Below are 18809 nucleotides of genomic sequence, written 5' to 3' on the forward strand. Positions count from 1 at the left end.
CCGACACCGGCCGAAACGGACCTGTCCGGTTTCGCCGACACGATCCCCCAGCTTTGGAGAACACCCGGTTCGCCAGGCACCACACAGAACAGGAACACCGCACCCATGAAGAAGACCGCGCTCCCGAAGATGCTGAGCTTTGCCGCCCCCGACCTGCGCGAGCAGATAGAGGCGCTGCCCGAGGGGACCGCCCTGATCGGCATCAGCACCGACGGGCGGGCCATCGCCGTCGACCTGGACGTCGAAGCCCCGCACGTCCTGGTCTGCACCGCCAGCGGCGGCGGCAGCACCACGATCCTGCGCTCCCTCACCGCCCAGTTCCTGCACCAGGGCGCCCACGCCCTGGTCCTCGACCCCAAGCGGATCTCCCACCTGTGGGCCAGGTCCCTGCCGACGGTGACCCACCGCGGCAACATCGCCGGCATCCACGACGCCCTGGTCGGCCTCGCCGACGAACTCAAGCGCCGCCTCGACCTCAACGGCGACCTGGAGGACGTGCCGCGGCTGATCGTCGCGATCGACGAGGCCCACGCCACGCTGCGCCAGCTCGCCCGCTACTGGGAGACGTTCCGGCAGGAGGGCGACCCGAAGACGTCCCCGGCCATCACCGCGCTCGAGGACGCCCTGTGGGCGGGACGCGCGGCCCGCGTCCACGTCATCTTCGACGGGCGGCCCCACTCCACCGTTCTGGGACCGGAGGTCCGCGAGCAGTTCGCCACGGTGATCCTGGCGCGGTTCGCGGCCGACACCTGGCGGCGCCTGGCCCCGGTCGCCGGCCCCGCCCCGAAGCAGAGCTCGCACCCGGGCCGCTTCCACGTCGTCCAGCACGACGGCGCCCACGAGACGCAGGCGGTCCTGATGACCGACACCGACGTCGTCAACTGGCTCACCGACCCGACGGCCAACCAGAGCTGACCTGAAGTCGGACAAGCCGGCCGATTGCCGCTGGGTGCGGGTGGACTGGGGCCGCGATAGGGCGGCGCTCGGTCGGGCACATCGAAACGCACAGCCGCCTGGCCGGGCCCGTGGGCCCGGCCAGGCGGCTGTTGTGTCTCAGGTCAGGGACCACCAGTTGACCCACAGGTCGGAGTCATCGGTGATGACGAAGGCGTAGGGCCGCTGCGTGGCGTTCGGATCGTTTTGCATGGTGAGCGCTTCGCCGGGGCGTTCGATGACGCGTCCGGGCGGGGTGTCCTGGGCGGCCCAGTGCCACGCCTTGCCGTCCCACCAGTTGAGGTAGAGCTTGGAGTCGTCGCCGATGACGAAGACGTAGGGGCGGGTGAAGGCGTTCGGGTCGTCCTTCATCGTGACCACGCCGACGGAGTCCAGGATGAGCCGACCGCTGGGCGCACCCTGTGCGCTCCAGTTCCACTTGGAGCCGTCCCACCAGTTCACGTACAGCTTCGAGTCGTAGCCCTGGACGAAGGCGTACGGCCGCTGCTGCGCGTTCGGATCGTTCTGGACGCTGATGACGCCGACGCCCTTCTTGACCAGCTGCCCCGACGGTGCCCCCTGGTCACTCCAGTTCCACTTGGAACCGTCCCACCAGTTCACCCAGACCTTGGAGTCCTCCGTGATGACGAACGCGTACGGGCGGGTGAAGGCGTTCGCGTCGTTCTTCATGGTGGTCACGCCCAGCGGGCGGGAGATCGTGTGGCTGGGCGGTGCGCCCTGGTCGCTCCAGTTCCACTTGGAGCCGTCCCACCAGTTCACCCACAGCCGGAAGTCGTCGGTGATGACGAAGACGTACGGGCGCTGCTTCGCACCCGGACTGTCCTGCACGGAGACGACCCCGACGCCCTCACGGATGTGCCGCCCGCTCGGTGCGCCCTGGTCGCTCCAGTTCCACTTGATGCCGTCCCACCAGTTCACGTGCAGCTTCGAGTCGTCGGTGATGACGAAGGCGTACGGCCGCTGCTGCTCGTTGGGGCCGTCCTGGACCGTGACGGCGCCGACCTTCTCGATGATGGTGCGCCCGGCCGGCGTGCCCTGGTCGCTCCAGTCCCACACCTTGCCGTTCCACCAGTTGATGTGCAGACGCGAGTCGTAGCCGCGCACGAACACGTACGGCCGCTGTTCGGCCTTGGCGTCGTTCTTCATGGTGACGGCGCCCATCGTGGCCCGGACACCGACTGTGGCGGTCGGGCTTTCCTGGTCGTTCCAATGCCATGAACCCATCGCGTCCCCTCTCCGGCCCGCACCCGACTCTCGTGGGCGGGGCATGCGATCTGCGTGTGCTTGCGATGCACGTCGGCCGGCGGCACAGGAAGTCCGCCCTGTGCTCCAACGCGCCTACGTGCCCAGGGGCCGCTGGCGGGGGAGGAACGTCAGGCGGGAGACCAGCGCCAGAAGTGCCGTCACTAAAAGTAATCGCACTGTCTCGGAGCGTGAAGGGCGCGCGGAAGGGCCACCACCCGCACGGCGTGCGCCCCGCTCGCGATCTTGACCGGCAAAGGGATCTCACTCCCGCCTTTCCGGCCAACGTCACCGGCCAGCGGCCCGGCGACCTCGCAGCCACCTCCCGGCATCCAACAGCCGGTGGCCAGGCAGAACAGCGCCGCCGCTTCCACGTCGTCCAGCCGGGCGACGCCCACGAGACGCAGGCGGTCCGGATGACCGACGCCGACGTTGTCAACTGGCTCACCGACCCGGACGACAACCCCGAGCCGGTCACACCACGGGCCCCGGGGGATCAACATTCCCTGGGGCCCGGCTCCATGCAGTCGCGCCGTCCGACGACGGTGGCGGCTGGATTGGTCAGGACAAGAAGTTCTTCTGCCACTGGAGCGAGTCCATGCTCAGCGCGGCATCGGCCAGGGCCTTCGCCGACGGGGTCTTGAGCGAGGCGAGGCTGGTGTCGATCCAGTTCTGGGTGAGGCTGTAGCCCTGCTCCCGGTGCTCGACCGCCTGGACCAGACATTCGAGCTTGTCGGCGTCGCGGGCGACGACCGCCTCCGGGGTTTCGCCGGCCTCGTACTCGTCGACCGCGCTCTGCACCCCGGTGCGCACGGCCGGATGTGCGTTGGCGACCTGGTCGGCGGTCACTTCGCCGTTCGGGGCGGCCTTGATGTACTTCCGGCCGATGTGCGGGATGTCCCCGACCCGCGTCTCCTGGCTGTCGTGGAACAGGCAGATCAGCGCGACCCGGGCCGGGTCGACGCCCTCCATCATGGCGAGCACCGAGCCGATCACCCCTACACGGAAGGAGTGCTCCGCCACGGACTCCGGGTGCTTGTTGCCGGTGAACCACCAGCCGGTCCGTGCGACGCGCTTGAGCACGCCCATCTCGGAGATGAAGCTCGCGGTGCCCTGGGTGGCGTCGTCGGACATGCGGTCCTCCGGTGTCAGCGGTTGTGATTGAAAACGTAGTGGGCGTGGGCGAGCTCGCGCCGCGATCTCGCCGACTGTTAGCTCCACCGCCCGTGGTACGACGGCCCGCTCCGGTGGGAGCGGGCCGTAAGGCGGCGTCGATCAGCCCCTGTGTTTGTGGTCGAGGAGCATCACGGCATACAGCGGGGAGTCCGGGAACGGCTGACGTTCGCCGACCTTCCTGTACCCCCAACCCTCGTACAGCGCTTGGAGCCGGGGCCGCTTGGTGTCCACCGTGAGCACGGCCAGGGCCTCTGGCCGGTCGGCGAGCAGCGCGGTGTGAAGCCGTTCCCCGAGTCCCTGCTTGCGCCATTTCGGCCTGAGCATCAGTTCCGAGACGGAGAACGTCGACGGGTCGGCCGGCTCGTCGGCCAGGTACTCGCGCCACCATTCGCGGCCTGGCTCGCCCGGCGCCCCGTAGGTGAATCCGATGGGCTCACCGCCCTCGTAGGCGATCACGCACGCGAATCCTTCACGCCTGCCCCAGTGGTCCACGAACCAGGGGAAGCGCTGTACGAACTCTTCGTGCCGCCGCTCGAAGTAGGCGTCGGCATGGACGTCGAGCAGGGTCTGCCGGATGTCGGGCAGGTCGTTGTGTCCGTAGCGGCGCAGTTCGATGGCGGGTGCCGTGGTCACGCGGGGCTCCATTCGGATCGGTAACGGTCGGCCCACTCGCGCGCCACTGTGGTGGAGGGCGCGAGCGTGAGGAGATCACGGTAGAAGTCGCCCAGCTGGACGCGCAGGCGGCCGGGCAGTGGGCTTCCGGACATCAGGGTGAAGGCGTCCTCGGTCGTGGCGCAGGCTTGTTCGGCGTCGCCCTGGTGGAGCTGGGCGATGGCGAGGTCCACGGTCGTCATGGCGCGATTGCGTCGGTAGGGGGCGGGCAGCGCGGACAGGGCGCGGTGTGAGGCTGCTTCCGCCTCTGCGGGCTGGCCGAGACGGCTGCGGACGATGCCGGTCAGGGCGTGCAGTTCCGCGGGCCCGTAGAAGGAGATCCAGGACGGACGGGGGTGCACCTCGGTTCGCGCCAGGGCCTCTTCGGCGTATCCGATCGAACGGATGGCGGCCTGCCGGTCGTCCCGGTAGGCGTGCCCCACTGCGGCACGGGCGTGTGCGAGGGATCCGAACAGCGGATCGCGGCGCGTGATCGCGCAGGACTGAGCCGCCTGTGCCGCTGCGACACCTTCGGTGTGGTGACCGAGTTGGTGCGCGAGGATCGAGGTGGAGTTCCACACCCGCATCAGTGCCACGGGGTCCTGTGACAGTCCGGCCAGTCTCAGTGCCTCGTTCACGTGGCTGCGGGCCCGGTCGAGCTGGCGGGCGTCGATGCACGACCAGGCGGCGGCCGTGGTGTAGTCGGCGGCGACACCGAACAGCCGTTGCCGGATCGTCTGCGAGGCGGAGTGGTCCTGGAGGCCGACAGCCTCGGCTGCGCCGGCGAGGGCGGCGCGTTCGAGGGCGGCGTGTCCGCCGCGTTTCTGATCGAGCACGGTGAGTTTGTCCAGGCCGTCCCGCAGGCGGATCACGTCGGAGGTGCCCACGGTGCGGGGACGGGCGTCGACGGCGGGAAGGGCAGTGGCTGCGACGGCGGATGTGGCGGCGGTGCAAAAGCGGCGGCGGAGCATGGCTGAGGGGTCCTCGTAGGGCGGTGCGGGCATGCCGGGGGGATAGAAGCCAAGGCAGACGGGTATGCATCCGAATACTGCCGTGAGGGCGTCTCGCTGGCGCTGGTGTGGCCAGTGGGTTTTTCCGGTTACCCAGTTGCGGACCGTGCGATCACCGACTGTCCCCTTGTGACCGGCCGCCTTCAGCTCCTCGTTCACGCTGTCGGCCAACGTGGCCTGCTTGAGGGCGTGTTCGGTCATGTGGGCCTGCAACCGGAAATTTCCTTCCGCGCACTCACCGTAGCTGCGTGATCATGCAGCGTGGAGGGGTCTCGGGGATCCCGCCCTCAGAAATCTCCGGTCATGGCGAGTAGTAACGGGTCCACTTTTCCTACCTGTTGACCACGCCTCGGCGTTGGACTGGACGTGCGCCCCGGTGAACACCGGAGGCGCCGGTGGCCCTCCCTCGTTCCCCCGTGGGGGACGGCCGCCGCAGGCTTCCCGACCGCGAGGCATCCACCATGACGACGCGCAGCACGCACCGCCAGACGTTTGCCGGCGCCTACGTGGACGCCCCGGCGATTCACCGCGAGCGGCTGAGTGCGCAGCAGATCACAGGCCGCTCGTGCTGCTGGTGCAGCGGGACTCCGGACCCCAGGTTCCCGGTGCCGATACTGCGGGACGACGCCCTGTTCGCCTGCGCCCCGTGCGCCGGCATGTACGGCGTCCCAGCCGTGGAGGCGAGCCAGTGACTCGCATCGGCACCGACGACTTTCCAGCAGGCCTGGACCACTGGACCGACCGCGACTGGGAGGACTACCGGGCCCGGATCGAGCACGGCGAGGGCAGCGTGAGCGCGATCGACGCTGTCCAGCGTCGACGTCGGTGCCGGGTGCTGAACGAGCCGCCGCAGGAGAGTGCGCGGTGACCGGCGCGACAGTGCCCGCACGGCTGGGGTGGGCTGTCGGGCCGTCCTCACCCGACGCGCACGAAGGCGTCCCGTTCCACCGCTGTCATGCTCTGTGAACTTCCCCGCCCCTGCCCTGCCGCCGCCGTCGTGTCGGGCCGCTGCTCAGGTCACGTGCGGGGACGGGACCGGTTCCTTCTGGGCCCGGCTCCCTGCAACCCCTTCTCCCGCCCGCCGGGAGGAGCGTCACATCAGGCACCACCTCATACACGAGGAGACTGCTGTGGTTGAGACAAGGTACGTGGAGATCCCGTCGCCGGTCGGTCCGCTGGACTTGACCCGTCCTCACTTCGTGGGGATCTGCGGGGCGGGCATGTCCGCGCTGGCCCACCTGCTCGCCGGTCGTGGCGCGCAGGTGTCCGGCTCGGACATCAAGACGGGCGAGACGGCGTCCAGGCTGGAGACGGCGGGTTGCCGGGTCCGGGCCGGGCACGACGCGGCGAACATCGCGGGCGCGTCGGTGGTGGTGTGGTCCAGCGTCATCGACGCCGCCAACCCGGAGATCATCGCGGCCCGCGCCGCGGGCGTGCCGGTGGCCCACCGCTCGCACGTCCTGGCGCAGCTGGTAGCCGGGGCGGAGCGGTCGGTGGTCGTAACCGGGACGCACGGGAAGTCGACGGCGACGGCGATGCTGGCCGCCGCAGTGGGGCACCTGAGCCCGTCGTGGGCGGCCGGTGCCGCACCGGTCGGCGGCGTCAACGGGCATGCCGGGGCCGGTCTGCTGATCGCCGAGGGCGACGAGTCCGACCGCAGCGTGGCCCTGTACCGGCCGGAGGTCGCGGTCGTGCTGAACGCCGACGACGACCACCCTGAGACCTTCGCCGGCACGGCGGATGTGGTCGGGACGCTGACGGACTTCGCCACCCAGGCCGGGACGTTGGTGGTCTCGGCCGACGATGTCGGCGCCCGGGAGGTGACCGGCCGGGTACGCGGCCACGGCGGCACGCAGGTGGTGACCTTCGGCGCAAGCAGGGAGGCCGACGTCCAACTGCTGTCCGCCGTCCCGGTGGCGGCCGGGGGCAGCACGGTGACCGTGCTCGACCCGCGCGGGGTCCAGGTGTCGTGGACGGTGCGCTCGCCGGGCCGTGCGGCAGTGCTCGCGTCGCTGGCGGCGTACGCGGCGGGCCGGGCCCTGGGCGAGGCGCCGCAGGTGCTGGCGGCCGGGCTGTCCGGCTTCGCCGGGGTGCAGCGCCGGATGCAGCTCCTCGGCGCGGTGGAGGGGGTGCGGGTGGTGGACTCCTTCGCTCACCACCCCGCCGCGATCACCGCGGACATCGCGGCCGCGCGGGAACTGACCGATGGCCGGGTGCTCGTCGCGTTCGAGCCCTGCGGGGCGACGCGTGTGCGGGTCTTCGGCCCGCGGATGGGCACGGCGCTCGCCGGCGCGGACGAGGTGGTGCTCCTGCCCGTGCGCGACGCGGTGCCGACCGAGGCCGGCGCGGTGACCGGGGAGGGAATCGAGCATGCGGCCGCGAGTGCCGGGGTCCGCGTCCACGCGGCTGACGGCCTGGTCCAGGCCGCCGGCGTGCTCGCCGCTCTCGCCCGTCCCGGTGACGTGGTCGTGACGATGGGCGTCGGCGAGGTGGCCGGGCTGGGGGCGCTGCTCCTTCGGCCCTCGGACCGGCCGCTGGCCGCCGTCTAGCGGTCGCTCGCCATGGTGTCGGGCTGGGCGAGCCGTTCGGCGGTGTGCTCCAGCCCGACGCTGTGGGAGCCCTTCACCAGGACGATGTCGCCCGGCTGGATCAGGTCGCGGGCCAGGGTGAGGGCGTGGTCGCGGTCGGAGGCGCTGACAACCGTCAGGCTCGGGTTGTTCTCCCGGGCGGCGTCGGCCATCGCCTGCGCGTCGGCGCCGCCGACCGCGATCAGCACCTGCACGCCGGAGGTGGCGACGAGGCGGCCGACCTGCCGGTGTCCGTCGCCGCCGTCGGGGCCGAGCTCCTTCATCTCCCCCAGGACCGCGATGGTCCGCCGCCCGCTGCTCATCGCCTCAAGGGTGCCGAGCGCGGCCTTCATCGAATCGGGGTTCGCGTTGAACGCGTCGTTGATGACCCGCACGCCGTCGGGCCGGTCGGTGACCTCCATGCGTCCGGACGCCACCAGTACCGCGCGGGAGAGCGCGCCGGCCGTCTTCGCGACGTCGGCGCCCAGCCCGATCGCGACAGCGGCCGCGGCCAGCGCGTTGGACACGTGGTGCGCGCCGTGAAGGGTCAGGGCGACCTGTGCGTCGCGGCCGGCGGCGACGAGGGTGAACGAGGCCCGGCCCGCCTCATCGAGCCGTACGTCCGCAGCCCGTACGTCGGCGTCCTTGCTGGTGCCGAACGTCATCACCTGAGCGCGGGTTCGGGGGGCCATGGCGGCCACCAACGGATCGTCGGCGTTGAGGATGGCCAGCCCCTTGGCGGGCAGAGCCTCGACGAGCTCGCCCTTGGCCTGGGCGATCTGCTCGCGGCCGCCGAACTCGCCGACGTGCGCGGTGCCGACGTTCAGGACCAGGCCGACCGTCGGCGGGGCGATTCGCGTCAGGTGGGAGATGTGCCCGATCCCGCGGGCGCCCATCTCCAGCACGATGTACCGCACTTGGCGGTCCAGGTGGGTGATGGCCAGCGGCATCCCGATCTCGCCGTTGAAGCTCTTCACCGTGGCGATCGTCGGCCCGAGCTCGGGCAGCACCTGCGCAATCAGATCCTTCGTGCTGGTCTTGCCCGCCGAACCGGTCAGCCCGATCACCATCGCCTCCGGGACTTCGGCCAGCACGGTGCGGGCCAGCGCGGCGAGCGCGTCCAGCACGTCATCGACGACCACGGCCGGAACACCGACGGGACGCTCAGCCAGGACCGCCACCGCCCCGGCCTTCACCGCGTCGGCCGCGAAGGCGTGCCCGTCGGCGTGCTCACCGGCCAGCGCGGCGAAGAGGCCGCCCGGCTCGACTGCGCGCGAGTCGACGGCTGCCGGCGCGGTCACCAGCACGGCCGGGTCCGGCACGTCGCACAGCCGGCCGCCGACGGCGGCCGCGACGGCTTCAAGTGAAAGGGGGATCACGTGACGCACTCCGAATCAGCAGGACTTGCCCGGCACGGTCCAGCACCGCCCGGCTCAGCCCTCCGACCGTAGCGCCTCCACAGACCGGTACGCATGAAACCGGCCTCATCCATGACAGAACGGGAGCAACTACTCGTGACGATGCAGTCCTTCGAGTCCGCGCGCATCGCCGTCGTCTCCGGCGGCAGGTCCACCGAGCGGGAGCGGTCGTTGCTGTCCGGCCGCGCCGCAGGGGAGTCCCTCGACCGGCAGGGTTACACCACCAGACTCCTCGACCCCGCCGACAAGACGTTCGCCGACGACATCCGCAGCGCCGACGTGGCGTTCCTGGCCATCGCCGGACAGTACGCCGAAGACGGCAAGCTCCAGGGGTTACTGGAGCACCTGAGCATCCCCTACACCGGCTCGGGGGTGGCGGCCTCCGCCGTCGGCATGCACAAGGCCCTCGCCAAGACCGTCGTGGCCGCCGCCGGAGTGGCGGTCCTGCCCACCGTCACCCTCCCGGCCCGCAGCGGCGACGTGAGCACGCACGTCACCAGCACGATCGCCTTCCCGCTGATCCTCAAGCCACTGTCCGAAGGCGGCTCGATCGGCATGACGGTCTGCCGCGACACCGCCCAGCTCGCCGCAGCCCTGCGCACCATCGACCCGGGCGAGCGCTGGTTCGCCGAGCCGTTCACCACTGGCATCCCGGTGAGCTGCGGAGTCCTGGAGATCGACGGCTCGCCCGTCGCCCTGCCGCCGCTGGCGACGATCCCCACCGACGCCGAGTTCTACGACTACGCCACCAAACGGGACAAGACCAAATACCGGTACGAATGCCCGGCGAACCTCTTCAGCCCCGCCCTCGACGCGATCACCACCGCGACGCTTACCGCGCACGACGCCCTGGGCTGCTCCGGCTACTCCCGCTCCGACTTCATCGTCACCCCCGACGGGCGGCCGGTCTGGCTGGAGATCAACACCCTGCCAGGGCTGTCCCACACCGGGAACCTCGCCACCATGGCCGCTGCCGCCGGCATCGACTACGACCAGCTCATCCGCATGATCCTCGCCACCGCCGACACCACCGAGGGGTACCGACCGTGACCGAGCTGACCGCCCGCGACGTGAAAGACGCCGCCGCCAACCTCGAACCGGTCGCCGCCCGCACCCCGGCCCTGACCGCGCTCTCCCTCGACCAGGCCGCCGGCTGGCCGGTTGTGTGCAAGGCCGAGAGCCTCCAGCGCACCGGCTCCTTCAAGTTCCGCGGCGCCTACCACCACGCCTCCTCCCTCCCCGCGAAGGAACGCGTCGGCGGTCTGATCGGCGCATCCTCCGGGAATCACGCCCAGGCCCTCGCCCTGGCCGGACGTCTCCTCGAAGTGCCGGTCACGGTCGTCATCCCCGCCGACGCCCCGGCCCCCAAGGTCGAAGGCGTCCGCGCGCTCGGAGGCAGGGTCGTCACCTACCGCCGCGGCTCCGAGGACCGTGACGCCCTGGTCGCCGACATCGCCGCCCGCGACGGCCTCGCCGTCGTCCCATCGGCGAACTCCCTCCACAGCATGGCCGGGGCCGGAACCGCCGCCCTGGAACTCCTGACCGAGCACCCCGAGATCGAGACCCTCGTTGTCCCCGTCGGCGGCGGCGGACTCGCCGCCGGAACTGCCACCATCGCCAAGCACCTGAACCCCGGCATCAAGGTCATCGGCGTAGAACCCGAGAACGGCGCCGACACCCTGCTGTCGATGCGCTGCGGCCAGCGCATCGCCCTGCCCGAGACCCCCTCCACCATCGCTGACGGCCTCGGCCACACCAGCCCCTCCCCACTGACCTGGGCCGTCAACTCCCGGCTCCTAGACACTGTTGTGACAGTGACCGACCAGGACATCACCATCGCCATGGCATTCGCCTTCCGGCACCTCAAGGTCGTAGCCGAACCGAGCGGCGCCTGTGCCCTGGCCGCCGTGCTTGCCGGCCACGTGCCCCACGAGTCGGGGACGATCGGGGTGGTGATCTCCGGCGGCGGCGTGGACCTGCCCACCTTCCACCGGCTGATCAGCCAGGCAGCCCACCGGAAGGACCACGCCCGTGCCTGATCTCGACCTCTCGTTTCCCACCGTCACGCAGTACGCCAGCCCCGACCTGATCGCCGCGTTCGCCTACCAGGGCCGCGACCACGCAGCCGATCCCCGATGGGCCGAGAGCGGCGCCCCCGACCTCGACACGTACCGCACCTGGTGCGGTCACATGTGTGGCATTGCCTGCCTGCGCATGGCCCTCCTCGCCCGCAACGGCGACGCACCCACCCTGTTCGAGCTCCTCGAGGGCGCCCGGAAGTACGGTGCATACACCGAGGACGCGGATACGGGAGTGATCCACGGCCTTGTCTACGCCCCGTTCGTCCAGTACGTGCACGACGTCCACCACCTGCACGCCGAGGTCCACCCCACTCTGACGGTGCCCGGCCTTCTCACCCTGCTCGACTCCGGCCGGCTGGTGATGGCCTCGGTACACAAGGAGATCCGCCGCCCCGAGAACCCCGCTCCGGGTAAGGGCGGGCATCTCGTGCTGGTGACCGGCCGTCAGGCCGACACCGTGCACTTCCGCAACCCGTCCGGCCATACCGAACAGGCCCGCACCGCACGCCTGCCCGCAGCCGAGTTCGCTGAGTTCTTCGCCGGCCGCGGGGTGTCCCTCATCTGAGGTGTCTGGCGTCGTCTTGGGACCAGACCACCCTCACCAGGCCAATCTCGAGTTAACGCCGGGCCCGGCGCACCACCATCCACACCGCCACCGAGGGGGAGACCCGCCATGGCTTACCGCCGCCGCAAGCCCGCCGCCGCAAGCCCGCCGCCACCCGCACTACGACCCAGACCACCACACCCGCCGGCCCGCGCTGCCCGCAGGCACTGTGGCGAGAAGCCGGCCGCCGCGCCGTCCTCGGCCTCGCCGGCTCCACCGGAGGCGTCCTCGTCGCCATCCTGGAGTGGTGGCTGCGCACCCGCTGACACACAGGCGGCCTCCGTACCGGCGTCGCCAGTGCGGAGGCCGCATGCCGTGTCCGGCGGGAACGCGACGCAGGGCTGCACCACATGCATCCGAACAGGCGCGTGACCGGCGGGAGGCGCGGCCTTCATCAATCGACCCTTCCGATGGGGGCCTACGCCGGCGGGTGCTGTGGGGGCGGGGTGTGGGTCTGGGGCTGTGTGCGGCGATAGTTCCAGTAGTGCTGCCACCAGGCGAGGCGGTCGGGGGAGTTCTGCGGGATGGTTCCCTGGACGACGGACTGCACGAGCACGATGACGAGGCCGGTGAGCGCGACGGTCAAGACGATGCCCCACGGTGCGCCGGCCAGTGTCAGGGTCAGAGCGCCGACACTTCCGAGGCCAGCTCCCGCGAGGGCCGGAACTCGGGACGGGCGGGCAGGCGGCGCAGTTTGCCGGTTGGCCTGCGGCGCATGCTGCGGATCGACCATGGTGGACTCCTGCCGAATGTCGGGTCCGGGCGGTTTGGTGTCCACCACCGTTGCGGCTGGTCAATTGGCTCGGAAGCGGAGGCATGGCGTGGGCGTGATGTCTCCGCGGGGGAAGAAACAAGAGCAAGGGCAAGCATGGTGGAGGAGCCTGAGAAGAGACGGCGGCCAGGGCGGCCTCTGAACCCTGTTGACGCGTCGTTGCCGGAGCCGGTGAAGCAGTGGGTGACACTCTGGCGTGCGGTGGTGCTGCAACCGCTGCTGGACGCCGACCCGCCCTGGACCCAGTCCAAAATGGCTCATGAACTGACGCTGCGTGGCCAGATGCACCAGACGGATGTCACAGCCGCCGCGGACGCCTCCGGCAGGTCCAAGGCAACACTGGGCAAGTTCATCGCGGGCGAGAAGATGCCGACGAAAGACCTAGTCCAGCATCTGCTCGATCTGGCTTTGGAGGTTCTCCAACCGCCACCGCTTGCGGAGGACGTGCAGAACCTGTGGCTGGCCTACCGGGCGGCGCTACGGCTTGCCGTGCCGCTGCGGGCGGAGCTCTACGACGCGGTCGATGCCCGGAAAGTGCTGGAACGGGAAAAGGCTGTCCTGTCGAGCCTGTTAAGCCAAGCTCTCCGCCACACCCAGGAGGAGACCAAACGGCTGAAGACAGAACTCGCGGAAGCACAGGAGACCGCATGGCTCACTCGGGACGCCGCCGCGGAGGAAACCATCGAGGGGATTCGCCAGAACACCGCTCGGCAACTGGCCGCTCTGGAACAGCATTTGCAGGAAGTGACTGGCGAACTCGGGCAGGAACGGCAGCGTGCGGAAACGGCCGAATCCGAACGAGGCGGATTGCGTGCGACTGTAAGTGATCAGGAACGACGCCTGGCCGGTGCCCGCGATCTCGTACGGGAGATGAACGCCGACCTGGAACGCCAGCAGGAAGAGATACGGATTCTGCGACAAGAGATCCAAGTCCTGCGCAGGCAGGTCAGTCGACTCACCGAAGAAGAGACGCCTCCCGAAGTGTCGACGCAAGCCAGCGCCGAATACTCCACCTCCCAGCCCAGGCTCCGCGATGTCGGAGCCCAAGGTATTCCGAACTGGCAGGCCCCACAACGCGCCGCTCAGGAAACGAACCGACGGACGGAAGACCATTTGGTGGTGCTACCAGTGCAGCCGCCCCTTGCCGCCCATGATCCGGAGCCTTCCCCGGCGTTCAGTGAATTCTGGACCTTCTCGAACATTGCTATGGGTGTCGGCTGGTTCCTCTCTCTTTTCCCTCCCGTCTTTGTCTACTTGGACGGCGCGGCATTCGCAGCTGCGTGTTTCTCCGAGGAAGGGCCACCGTGGTGGGGACTCGCCCTGCTGGCAGTGGCTGATCTCCTCTTCACCGCCGTCGGCTGGGCCATCCTGATGGCCATCGCTCTCTTCCCGATCTGGCTCGCAGAAGCTGATGAACCCGCAGGGAACCTCGAAGACAGTGCTGCATTTCCCCTCGGTACCGCCGCTGGGCTTTCGCTCCTAAGCTTGATCGTAGGCTTCTGCCTCCTGTTGAACAGCCGGGTAACCACGCCGGGTCTGTGGTGGCTGCACACCTTCGGCATCAGCGGCTGAGTCTCTCAGCGGCTGGTCGGGGTGCCTCTAACAGGGGGCGTCCTCGGTAGAAGTTCGCAACTCACCAGTTGCCGCGGGGGCGGTCGGCACCAAGCTGGACCTCGCGCCGGCACTCGAGGCAGTCTGGAAGGCTGTCCACGCGTCGGCCTTCGCCTTGCGCCCAGCTGAAGCCGCACAGTGACCTGAGCGAGTGCCGCCCCTCGTCACCTGAGGTGGCATGGGATCCGTAGCCCGGAACGTTCCATGTAACCGGCGCGCCGCCGTCGTAGGGTGCACCGTCCGGCCAGTCGTAGACGGGTTCGGTGGTGGTGCAGCGCATCCGGAGGTCAGGGCCCTTCCAGTCGGCGCCCTGCCGGGCCTCAGCGGCAGCGTCGACGGCATCTGCCAGTCGCTCGAAGGACACGTCGTAGTCCCTCATGTGATCCCAGCTACCAGGCTCCTGCTCGCGGACCAGCGAACGGAACATCAGCAGCAGGCGTGCCAAGTCGTGCTGCCTGACCCGGACGGTGTCGCTCTTGGGGTCGTAGCCGGACGGATTCTCGGTGCTGGTCTTCCTGGGCATTGCACTGCTCCTCGTCTACGCCGACGGCTGAGTGTGCCGGGAGGGTGAAACCCGCGAATGCTACCGCTCGCGCGTACTCGGGTGTGGGCGGCATTCGGGCAGGGGAGAACCTAACCGCCCCCTGATAGCTGCGAGTTGGGGCCCGGCGAGCGAAGGGTGACCACATGCCGAGGCGCGGTCTTGCTCCCACGAAGGCGTGTGTCTGTCCGGACTGCGGTTCCCCGACGAAAGCGAGTCTGCGCAACGGTCACCTCTACGAGCACTCGGCACCGGGATGCCCCGGTATCTGCCCGAAGTCCGGAGAAGTGGTCCTGAGCGGCCCGGAGCTGCAGAACAGCTACGAGTGCGCGTGCGGAACCTGGGCTCGGATCACACACAAGAACACGCTTGCCCAGCACTCCATGCCGGAGGGCGAGCGGTGCCCCCTGTCCGGCGAGCCGATAACGGCTCCCGCCCCCCGGCCTCGCGTCGTGGACGGGTTGCTGCGCCTGGTGCCCCCCGAACCGACGCATGGATGGGCGAAGCCGGTCACGAGCGGCAGCGGCTCCAGCGTGTACGCGATCCTGGCCGGCCTGCCCGGTCATGGACGACGTCGTCGCTAACCGCCAGCCCGCCGCGTCTGGCTCCTGTCGGGGATGGGGGTCTGCTCGAGACCGCTCCCGCTCCCGCGCCAGCTCTGCAGCCGTCGTGGCGCTGAGCGGAAAGGGGGGCGCGGTACGCCGCTCACCACGAAGTGCTGCTGGCGAGCAAGTCGCGAACTGTGAGCGGTGTGTCAGACCGGCCGCCTTCTCGCCGGCGAGCCAGGTGGCGCACAATGGCCTTGCCCTCATGAAGACAGAGGTGAGCGAGGACATCCCAGGTGGCCAGGCAGTCGCCCAGAGCGCTGTGCGCGGCGAGGTTGCCGGGGGAATGCAGTTCGGCGAGAGCAGCCAACGTATTGCTGCCTCTGTAGCGGGTCTGCTGGCGGATACGCATCGGATCTATGGCCTGCACTGGCTGAGCCAGTCGATCGGTAAGGGTGGGGAGACTGTGGCGTCGGCACTCCGCGTCCAGGAGTGGCAGGTCGTAGGTGCGGTTGAAAACCACCAGCGTGGCCCCGTCGGCGATGTGCTTGGCCAGTGTGCCGGTCAGCTCATCGAGGGCATCACGAGGATCAGCTCCATCTGCGGCGACGAGCACGTCGTCGATGCCGTGGATGTCGTAGGCGTCCACCGGAATCGGGATGCCCGGATTGACCAGGACTGATTTCCAGGCCAGAGCACGGTGATCAGCCAGAAGCCATGCGGCCTCCACGATGCGGTCATCGTCGGTACTCAGACCGGTTGTCTCTAGGTCCAGCACGACGATCCGCTCGCCAGGAAACCATCCGGTTGCGTGACGGCCGACCGCTGCCGCTTCCATGAGGTGGTCCTCGACCGAGCGCTGGTCCGCAGCCCGAGTCAGCCGACACAGAACATTGGCCACATGCTCAGGTGTGCTGGAGCGTGGCAGCCGATGGAACTCTCCGCCGATGTCTGCCAGGCCGCCAGGGGAGTAGATGAACATGGACGAACTGTCATCGGCGCCGGAAAGGAGGCCGATGACGGCTCCGTAGCGGACGTCGGTATCACCCAGGGACAGCAGCAGCCGCGCTCCGGGGCCCGTAGTCTCATCGGGCCGCAGAAACCCCGCCCAGGCGTTGGCGTCGCGCGCCAAATCCTTCAGCCGCAACTCCTCTTCACGGTGGTCGTGCAGCTGCGGTCCCGTCCAGGAACCGTTCCAGCCATCCGGCAGGGCCCCGAGCAGAGCGCCGAGGAACTCAGCAGTACGGACTTCGAAGATCATGCTCAGACACCCCGGGCTGTGCGGACACACCGCTCGGTCAGCCGTGTGCGGAACTGCTTGATCCTATAGACCGCTCTGATCGGCCCGACCGCCGAGGACCGGCTGCGACACATCGACAGCGCCATAGTGCCGGTCAGCACCCGTACGTGCGACTGCGCCTGGACGCCTCCGTCGATGACCTGCCCCGGTTCGGCGGGGGTCCGGCCACGGCCGCCGGGTGAGCCGTGCTACCCGACGCGCGTCGTGCGGGTAGACGCTATGCCTTGCCTGCGGCTTTGAAGCGGAAGCCGAAGAGGCCGCCCTCGTCGTCGTCGGTGAGGCGGGGGCTGCGTGCGGCCGGACCAGGCCGCCGATCCGGCCGCGAGCCAGCAGCGGCACTTTTGTGGCCGGCGGAGCGTCGATGCCGTGCCAGCAGTAGAAGCAGACCACGGTCTCGCGCCGTCCGGAGCCGAGCGTGCGCCACTGCTCCAGGGGGCACTCGCCGATGCGGACCTCGGTCTGCGTCTCGAGGTCGAATCCGACCACCAGCAGATCGTCCTGCATCGCACACCCCTTCCAAGTCACCCAAGTCACCTGTACTGAGCATCGCAACGGGCGCTGACAGCCATCCCCTCAAGTCCCCACAGCAGAACCCCTTTTCGCGCGGATGCTCTCTGCGTAAGACGGGCACGTCCGGCCCAGCGCCTGCCAGGCACCGGCGTACGGACCTCCCCACCTGCGGAGTGCTTCGCCCTCTTGCCGTCATCGGCGCGTCACTTCAGCGCGAGCAGCGCTACGACGGCACCTTGCGGCCTCCGTCGCGAGCAAGCACGAGTGCCGTCGTGAGTGTCGTTGCCTGACCTGTCGCCAACTTGTCTGTCGGCAAAGGGGTTTCACAGTGCTGTGCGATGGGGATCGCATGTGCTGTAAGTATTTACAGCACTCAAGCCGTGAGGAGTACAGCACGATGCATCGCCTTCAGCCCGTCGCCAACGGCCTGCACACCGACCACCCCGTCCCCGGCCTGCCCTTCGTGGACGACGACCACATCCCGGTCGACGATCCCGCCGCGATCGAGGCCATCGGACGCCATGAAGAAGGAAGCACGTGGGGCCGCTGGGACAAGGTCGCCGACACGAAGGGTTCCTGGCTCGCCTTCACGACCGATCCGATCCGACAGGACCTGGCCTGGGTCGTACGCCGGCACCCCGAGCACGGCCGCACCGTTCTCCTGGTCCGGGACCAGGACGCCTCGCCCTGGCACAGCAGCTGGTGGGGACCCCAGCTCCTGTTCCGCCAGGGCGGCTACTGGTGGGACGGCACCACCTGGTACCGGCCCGACCAGGTCTGGGACGCCCCCAGCGAACGCTTCGAGCGCCGGCCGATCAAGGCAGCCACCACCATCACCGCCGCCGACCTCCTCGACGACAACGCCCACCCCGACGGCGGCCGCCTGCTCAAGGTCGCCAACTTCGACCTCGACGCCCCGCCCCCCGACCCGTGGAACGACCACCTGGCCCTGTGGGCCGCGCGCCGGCCCTCAGACGCACGGCCGCTGGCACAGTGTGTGGTGCGCCTGTCCGCCCCCGAACTCGCCGCCGACCAGCTCATCGGCGTGCCGGAGATGGCGAAGATCGGCGGCATCGCGGCCTCCACCCTGCGCGCCTACATCGCCCGCGACCAGCGCGAAGTGCCCCCGCCCCAAGCCGCGGTCAGCGGCCGCAGCCTCTGGTCGCGCCCCGTGGCCCAGGACTGGGCAGAGGAACGCGACCGTTCCCCGGAGAGCGCGGCCGCCAAGCTCGACTCCGGTGACGGCGACCTGTCGATCGGCTTGGCCGAGCTGCGCCAGCGCCTGGCACGCCGGTTCTTCGGCACCCTGTGGGAACGTCCCGACTGGCGCAAGCGCTGGGCCTTGCGCTTCCGCACCGCGAGCGCCGTCCAGGAGATCGCCGACGAACTCGCCCTGAGCGTGGCTGCCGACACCGACAGCATCATCGACGCCCATGACCTGGCCGCGACCGTTTTGCACGCGGTCCTCGACGAACTCGCGTACGGCAAGGAACTCGACAGCTCCGTCGGCGGTCCGACGGTCTTCTACGGCATCACGACGCCGGTGACGAAGATGCTTGACTGGCTCATCCGCCACCACCCCCGCACAGCCCACAATCTCATCGGCGAGATCATCGGCGACGCCGAACGCCGTCTGGAGATTCCCCGCGAGGTCAGCACCGACTCCATCCGCACCGCTCTCGGCCTCGACAGCACCCTGCCCCGCCAGGTCCGGCTCGATTTCCTCGAGCGCGCCCTCCCGCCCGTCTCCCGCTGAGCAGCAGGACATCCCTGTCTGGGGTTACGAGGAGGAGGCCCCCGCTGCCCGGAGCCGATCGGCTCCGGGCC

The 18809-nt window shown here is 69.5% G+C and carries 16 protein-coding genes; 8 read left to right on the top strand and 8 right to left on the bottom strand.

Going from position 1 to position 18809, the window contains the following annotated elements:
- Positions 1 to 105 precede the first annotated feature (105 nt).
- Positions 106 to 915, top strand: a complete 810-nt coding sequence (locus tag ACFWBD_RS34955) for a hypothetical protein (RefSeq protein WP_385675980.1) — start codon at positions 106 to 108, stop codon at positions 913 to 915.
- A gap of 138 nt (positions 916 to 1053) precedes the next feature.
- On the opposite strand, the gene ACFWBD_RS34960 is transcribed toward ACFWBD_RS34955, so the two are convergent.
- The 4 genes from ACFWBD_RS34960 to ACFWBD_RS34975 all read right to left on the bottom strand — a co-directional run bounded on the left by ACFWBD_RS34960 (position 1054) and on the right by ACFWBD_RS34975 (position 5027).
- A complete protein-coding gene (locus ACFWBD_RS34960; protein ID WP_385675983.1) occupies positions 1054 to 2178 on the bottom strand; it encodes a hypothetical protein in 1125 nt (374 codons plus the stop codon).
- Positions 2179 to 2757: 579 nt separating this feature from the next.
- Positions 2758 to 3330, bottom strand: coding sequence for an HD family hydrolase (locus ACFWBD_RS34965; RefSeq protein ID WP_385675986.1), 573 nt, complete (start codon positions 3328 to 3330; stop codon positions 2758 to 2760).
- Positions 3331 to 3471: 141 nt separating this feature from the next.
- Entirely contained in the window at positions 3472 to 4017 is a 546-nt protein-coding gene (locus ACFWBD_RS34970; protein WP_385675989.1) for a GNAT family N-acetyltransferase, read from the bottom strand.
- On the bottom strand, positions 4002 to 5027 hold the full coding sequence (locus tag ACFWBD_RS34975; RefSeq protein WP_385675992.1) for a hypothetical protein: 1026 nt from the start codon (positions 5025 to 5027) through the stop codon (positions 4002 to 4004). The genes ACFWBD_RS34970 and ACFWBD_RS34975 overlap by 16 nt, the downstream gene beginning before the upstream one ends.
- Positions 5028 to 5721: 694 nt before the next feature.
- On the opposite strand from ACFWBD_RS34975, the gene ACFWBD_RS34980 reads away from it, so the two are divergent.
- Both ACFWBD_RS34980 and murC read left to right on the top strand, forming a co-directional pair.
- Positions 5722 to 5901 carry a hypothetical protein gene (locus ACFWBD_RS34980; RefSeq protein ID WP_385675995.1) on the top strand — a complete coding sequence of 60 codons (180 nt, stop codon included), beginning with the start codon at positions 5722 to 5724 and terminating at the stop codon, positions 5899 to 5901.
- 262 nt (positions 5902 to 6163) lie between these two features.
- Positions 6164 to 7582: a UDP-N-acetylmuramate--L-alanine ligase gene (gene murC, locus ACFWBD_RS34985; protein WP_385675998.1), complete on the top strand. Its 1419-nt coding sequence runs from the start codon at positions 6164 to 6166 to the stop codon at positions 7580 to 7582.
- On the opposite strand, the gene murF is transcribed toward murC, so the two are convergent.
- Positions 7579 to 8979 carry a UDP-N-acetylmuramoyl-tripeptide--D-alanyl-D-alanine ligase gene (murF, locus tag ACFWBD_RS34990; RefSeq protein ID WP_385676001.1) on the bottom strand — a complete coding sequence of 467 codons (1401 nt, stop codon included), beginning with the start codon at positions 8977 to 8979 and terminating at the stop codon, positions 7579 to 7581. The two genes, murC and murF, sit on opposite strands and share 4 nt — an antisense overlap.
- 141 nt (positions 8980 to 9120) lie before the next feature.
- On the opposite strand from murF, the gene ACFWBD_RS34995 reads away from it, so the two are divergent.
- Genes ACFWBD_RS34995 through ACFWBD_RS35005 form a run of 3 tightly spaced genes read left to right on the top strand, consistent with a single transcriptional unit; the run spans position 9121 to position 11664 of the window.
- The gene (locus ACFWBD_RS34995; protein WP_385676026.1) at positions 9121 to 10068 is read left to right on the top strand and encodes a D-alanine--D-alanine ligase; all 948 of its coding nucleotides are present in this window, start codon (positions 9121 to 9123) and stop codon (positions 10066 to 10068) included.
- Positions 10065 to 11057 (top strand): threonine/serine dehydratase, encoded by a 993-nt coding sequence (locus tag ACFWBD_RS35000; RefSeq protein ID WP_385676004.1) that lies wholly within the window; start codon positions 10065 to 10067, stop codon positions 11055 to 11057. Before ACFWBD_RS34995 ends, ACFWBD_RS35000 begins: the two co-directional genes overlap by 4 nt.
- Complete coding sequence (locus tag ACFWBD_RS35005) at positions 11050 to 11664, top strand: C39 family peptidase (protein WP_385676007.1); 615 nt, start codon at positions 11050 to 11052, stop codon at positions 11662 to 11664. Before ACFWBD_RS35000 ends, ACFWBD_RS35005 begins: the two co-directional genes overlap by 8 nt.
- A 457-nt stretch (positions 11665 to 12121) precedes the next feature.
- On the opposite strand, the gene ACFWBD_RS35010 is transcribed toward ACFWBD_RS35005, so the two are convergent.
- On the bottom strand, positions 12122 to 12289 hold the full coding sequence (locus ACFWBD_RS35010; RefSeq protein ID WP_385676010.1) for a hypothetical protein: 168 nt from the start codon (positions 12287 to 12289) through the stop codon (positions 12122 to 12124).
- Between the two features lie 129 nt (positions 12290 to 12418).
- Between ACFWBD_RS35010 and ACFWBD_RS35015 the strand changes: the two genes are divergently transcribed.
- Positions 12419 to 14047: a hypothetical protein gene (locus ACFWBD_RS35015; RefSeq protein WP_385676013.1), complete on the top strand. Its 1629-nt coding sequence runs from the start codon at positions 12419 to 12421 to the stop codon at positions 14045 to 14047.
- Between the two features lie 61 nt (positions 14048 to 14108).
- Here ACFWBD_RS35015 and ACFWBD_RS35020 read toward each other — a convergent pair whose 3' ends face one another.
- Entirely contained in the window at positions 14109 to 14609 is a 501-nt protein-coding gene (locus ACFWBD_RS35020; RefSeq protein WP_385676016.1) for a hypothetical protein, read from the bottom strand.
- 723 nt (positions 14610 to 15332) lie between these two features.
- Positions 15333 to 16433 (bottom strand): exonuclease domain-containing protein, encoded by a 1101-nt coding sequence (locus tag ACFWBD_RS35025; protein WP_385676019.1) that lies wholly within the window; start codon positions 16431 to 16433, stop codon positions 15333 to 15335.
- 946 nt (positions 16434 to 17379) lie between these two features.
- Here ACFWBD_RS35025 and ACFWBD_RS35030 point away from each other — a divergent pair.
- Complete coding sequence (locus ACFWBD_RS35030) at positions 17380 to 18738, top strand: hypothetical protein (RefSeq protein ID WP_384125716.1); 1359 nt, start codon at positions 17380 to 17382, stop codon at positions 18736 to 18738.
- Positions 18739 to 18809: the final 71 nt, after the last annotated feature.

Source organism: Streptomyces sp. NPDC060002 (genome assembly GCF_042737245.1).
In the GTDB taxonomy this organism is placed as follows: Bacteria; Actinomycetota; Actinomycetes; order Streptomycetales; family Streptomycetaceae; genus Streptomyces.

What these genes read in the sequence shown, in the direction of transcription:
- ACFWBD_RS35015 (WP_385676013.1), top strand. Translation starts at nt 12,419, where the DNA reads ATGCTGCGGATCGACCATGGTGGACTCCTGCCGAATGTCGGGTCCGGG.
- ACFWBD_RS34960 (WP_385675983.1), bottom strand. Translation starts at nt 2,178, where the DNA reads ATGGGTTCATGGCATTGGAACGACCAGGAAAGCCCGACCGCCACAGTC.
- ACFWBD_RS34965 (WP_385675986.1), bottom strand. Translation starts at nt 3,330, where the DNA reads ATGTCCGACGACGCCACCCAGGGCACCGCGAGCTTCATCTCCGAGATG.
- ACFWBD_RS34955 (WP_385675980.1), top strand. Translation starts at nt 106, where the DNA reads ATGAAGAAGACCGCGCTCCCGAAGATGCTGAGCTTTGCCGCCCCCGAC.
- ACFWBD_RS35025 (WP_385676019.1), bottom strand. Translation starts at nt 16,433, where the DNA reads ATGATCTTCGAAGTCCGTACTGCTGAGTTCCTCGGCGCTCTGCTCGGG.
- ACFWBD_RS35030 (WP_384125716.1), top strand. Translation starts at nt 17,380, where the DNA reads ATGCATCGCCTTCAGCCCGTCGCCAACGGCCTGCACACCGACCACCCC.
- ACFWBD_RS34970 (WP_385675989.1), bottom strand. Translation starts at nt 4,017, where the DNA reads ATGGAGCCCCGCGTGACCACGGCACCCGCCATCGAACTGCGCCGCTAC.
- ACFWBD_RS34975 (WP_385675992.1), bottom strand. Translation starts at nt 5,027, where the DNA reads ATGCCCGCACCGCCCTACGAGGACCCCTCAGCCATGCTCCGCCGCCGC.
- ACFWBD_RS35020 (WP_385676016.1), bottom strand. Translation starts at nt 14,609, where the DNA reads ATGCCCAGGAAGACCAGCACCGAGAATCCGTCCGGCTACGACCCCAAG.
- ACFWBD_RS34995 (WP_385676026.1), top strand. Translation starts at nt 9,121, where the DNA reads ATGCAGTCCTTCGAGTCCGCGCGCATCGCCGTCGTCTCCGGCGGCAGG.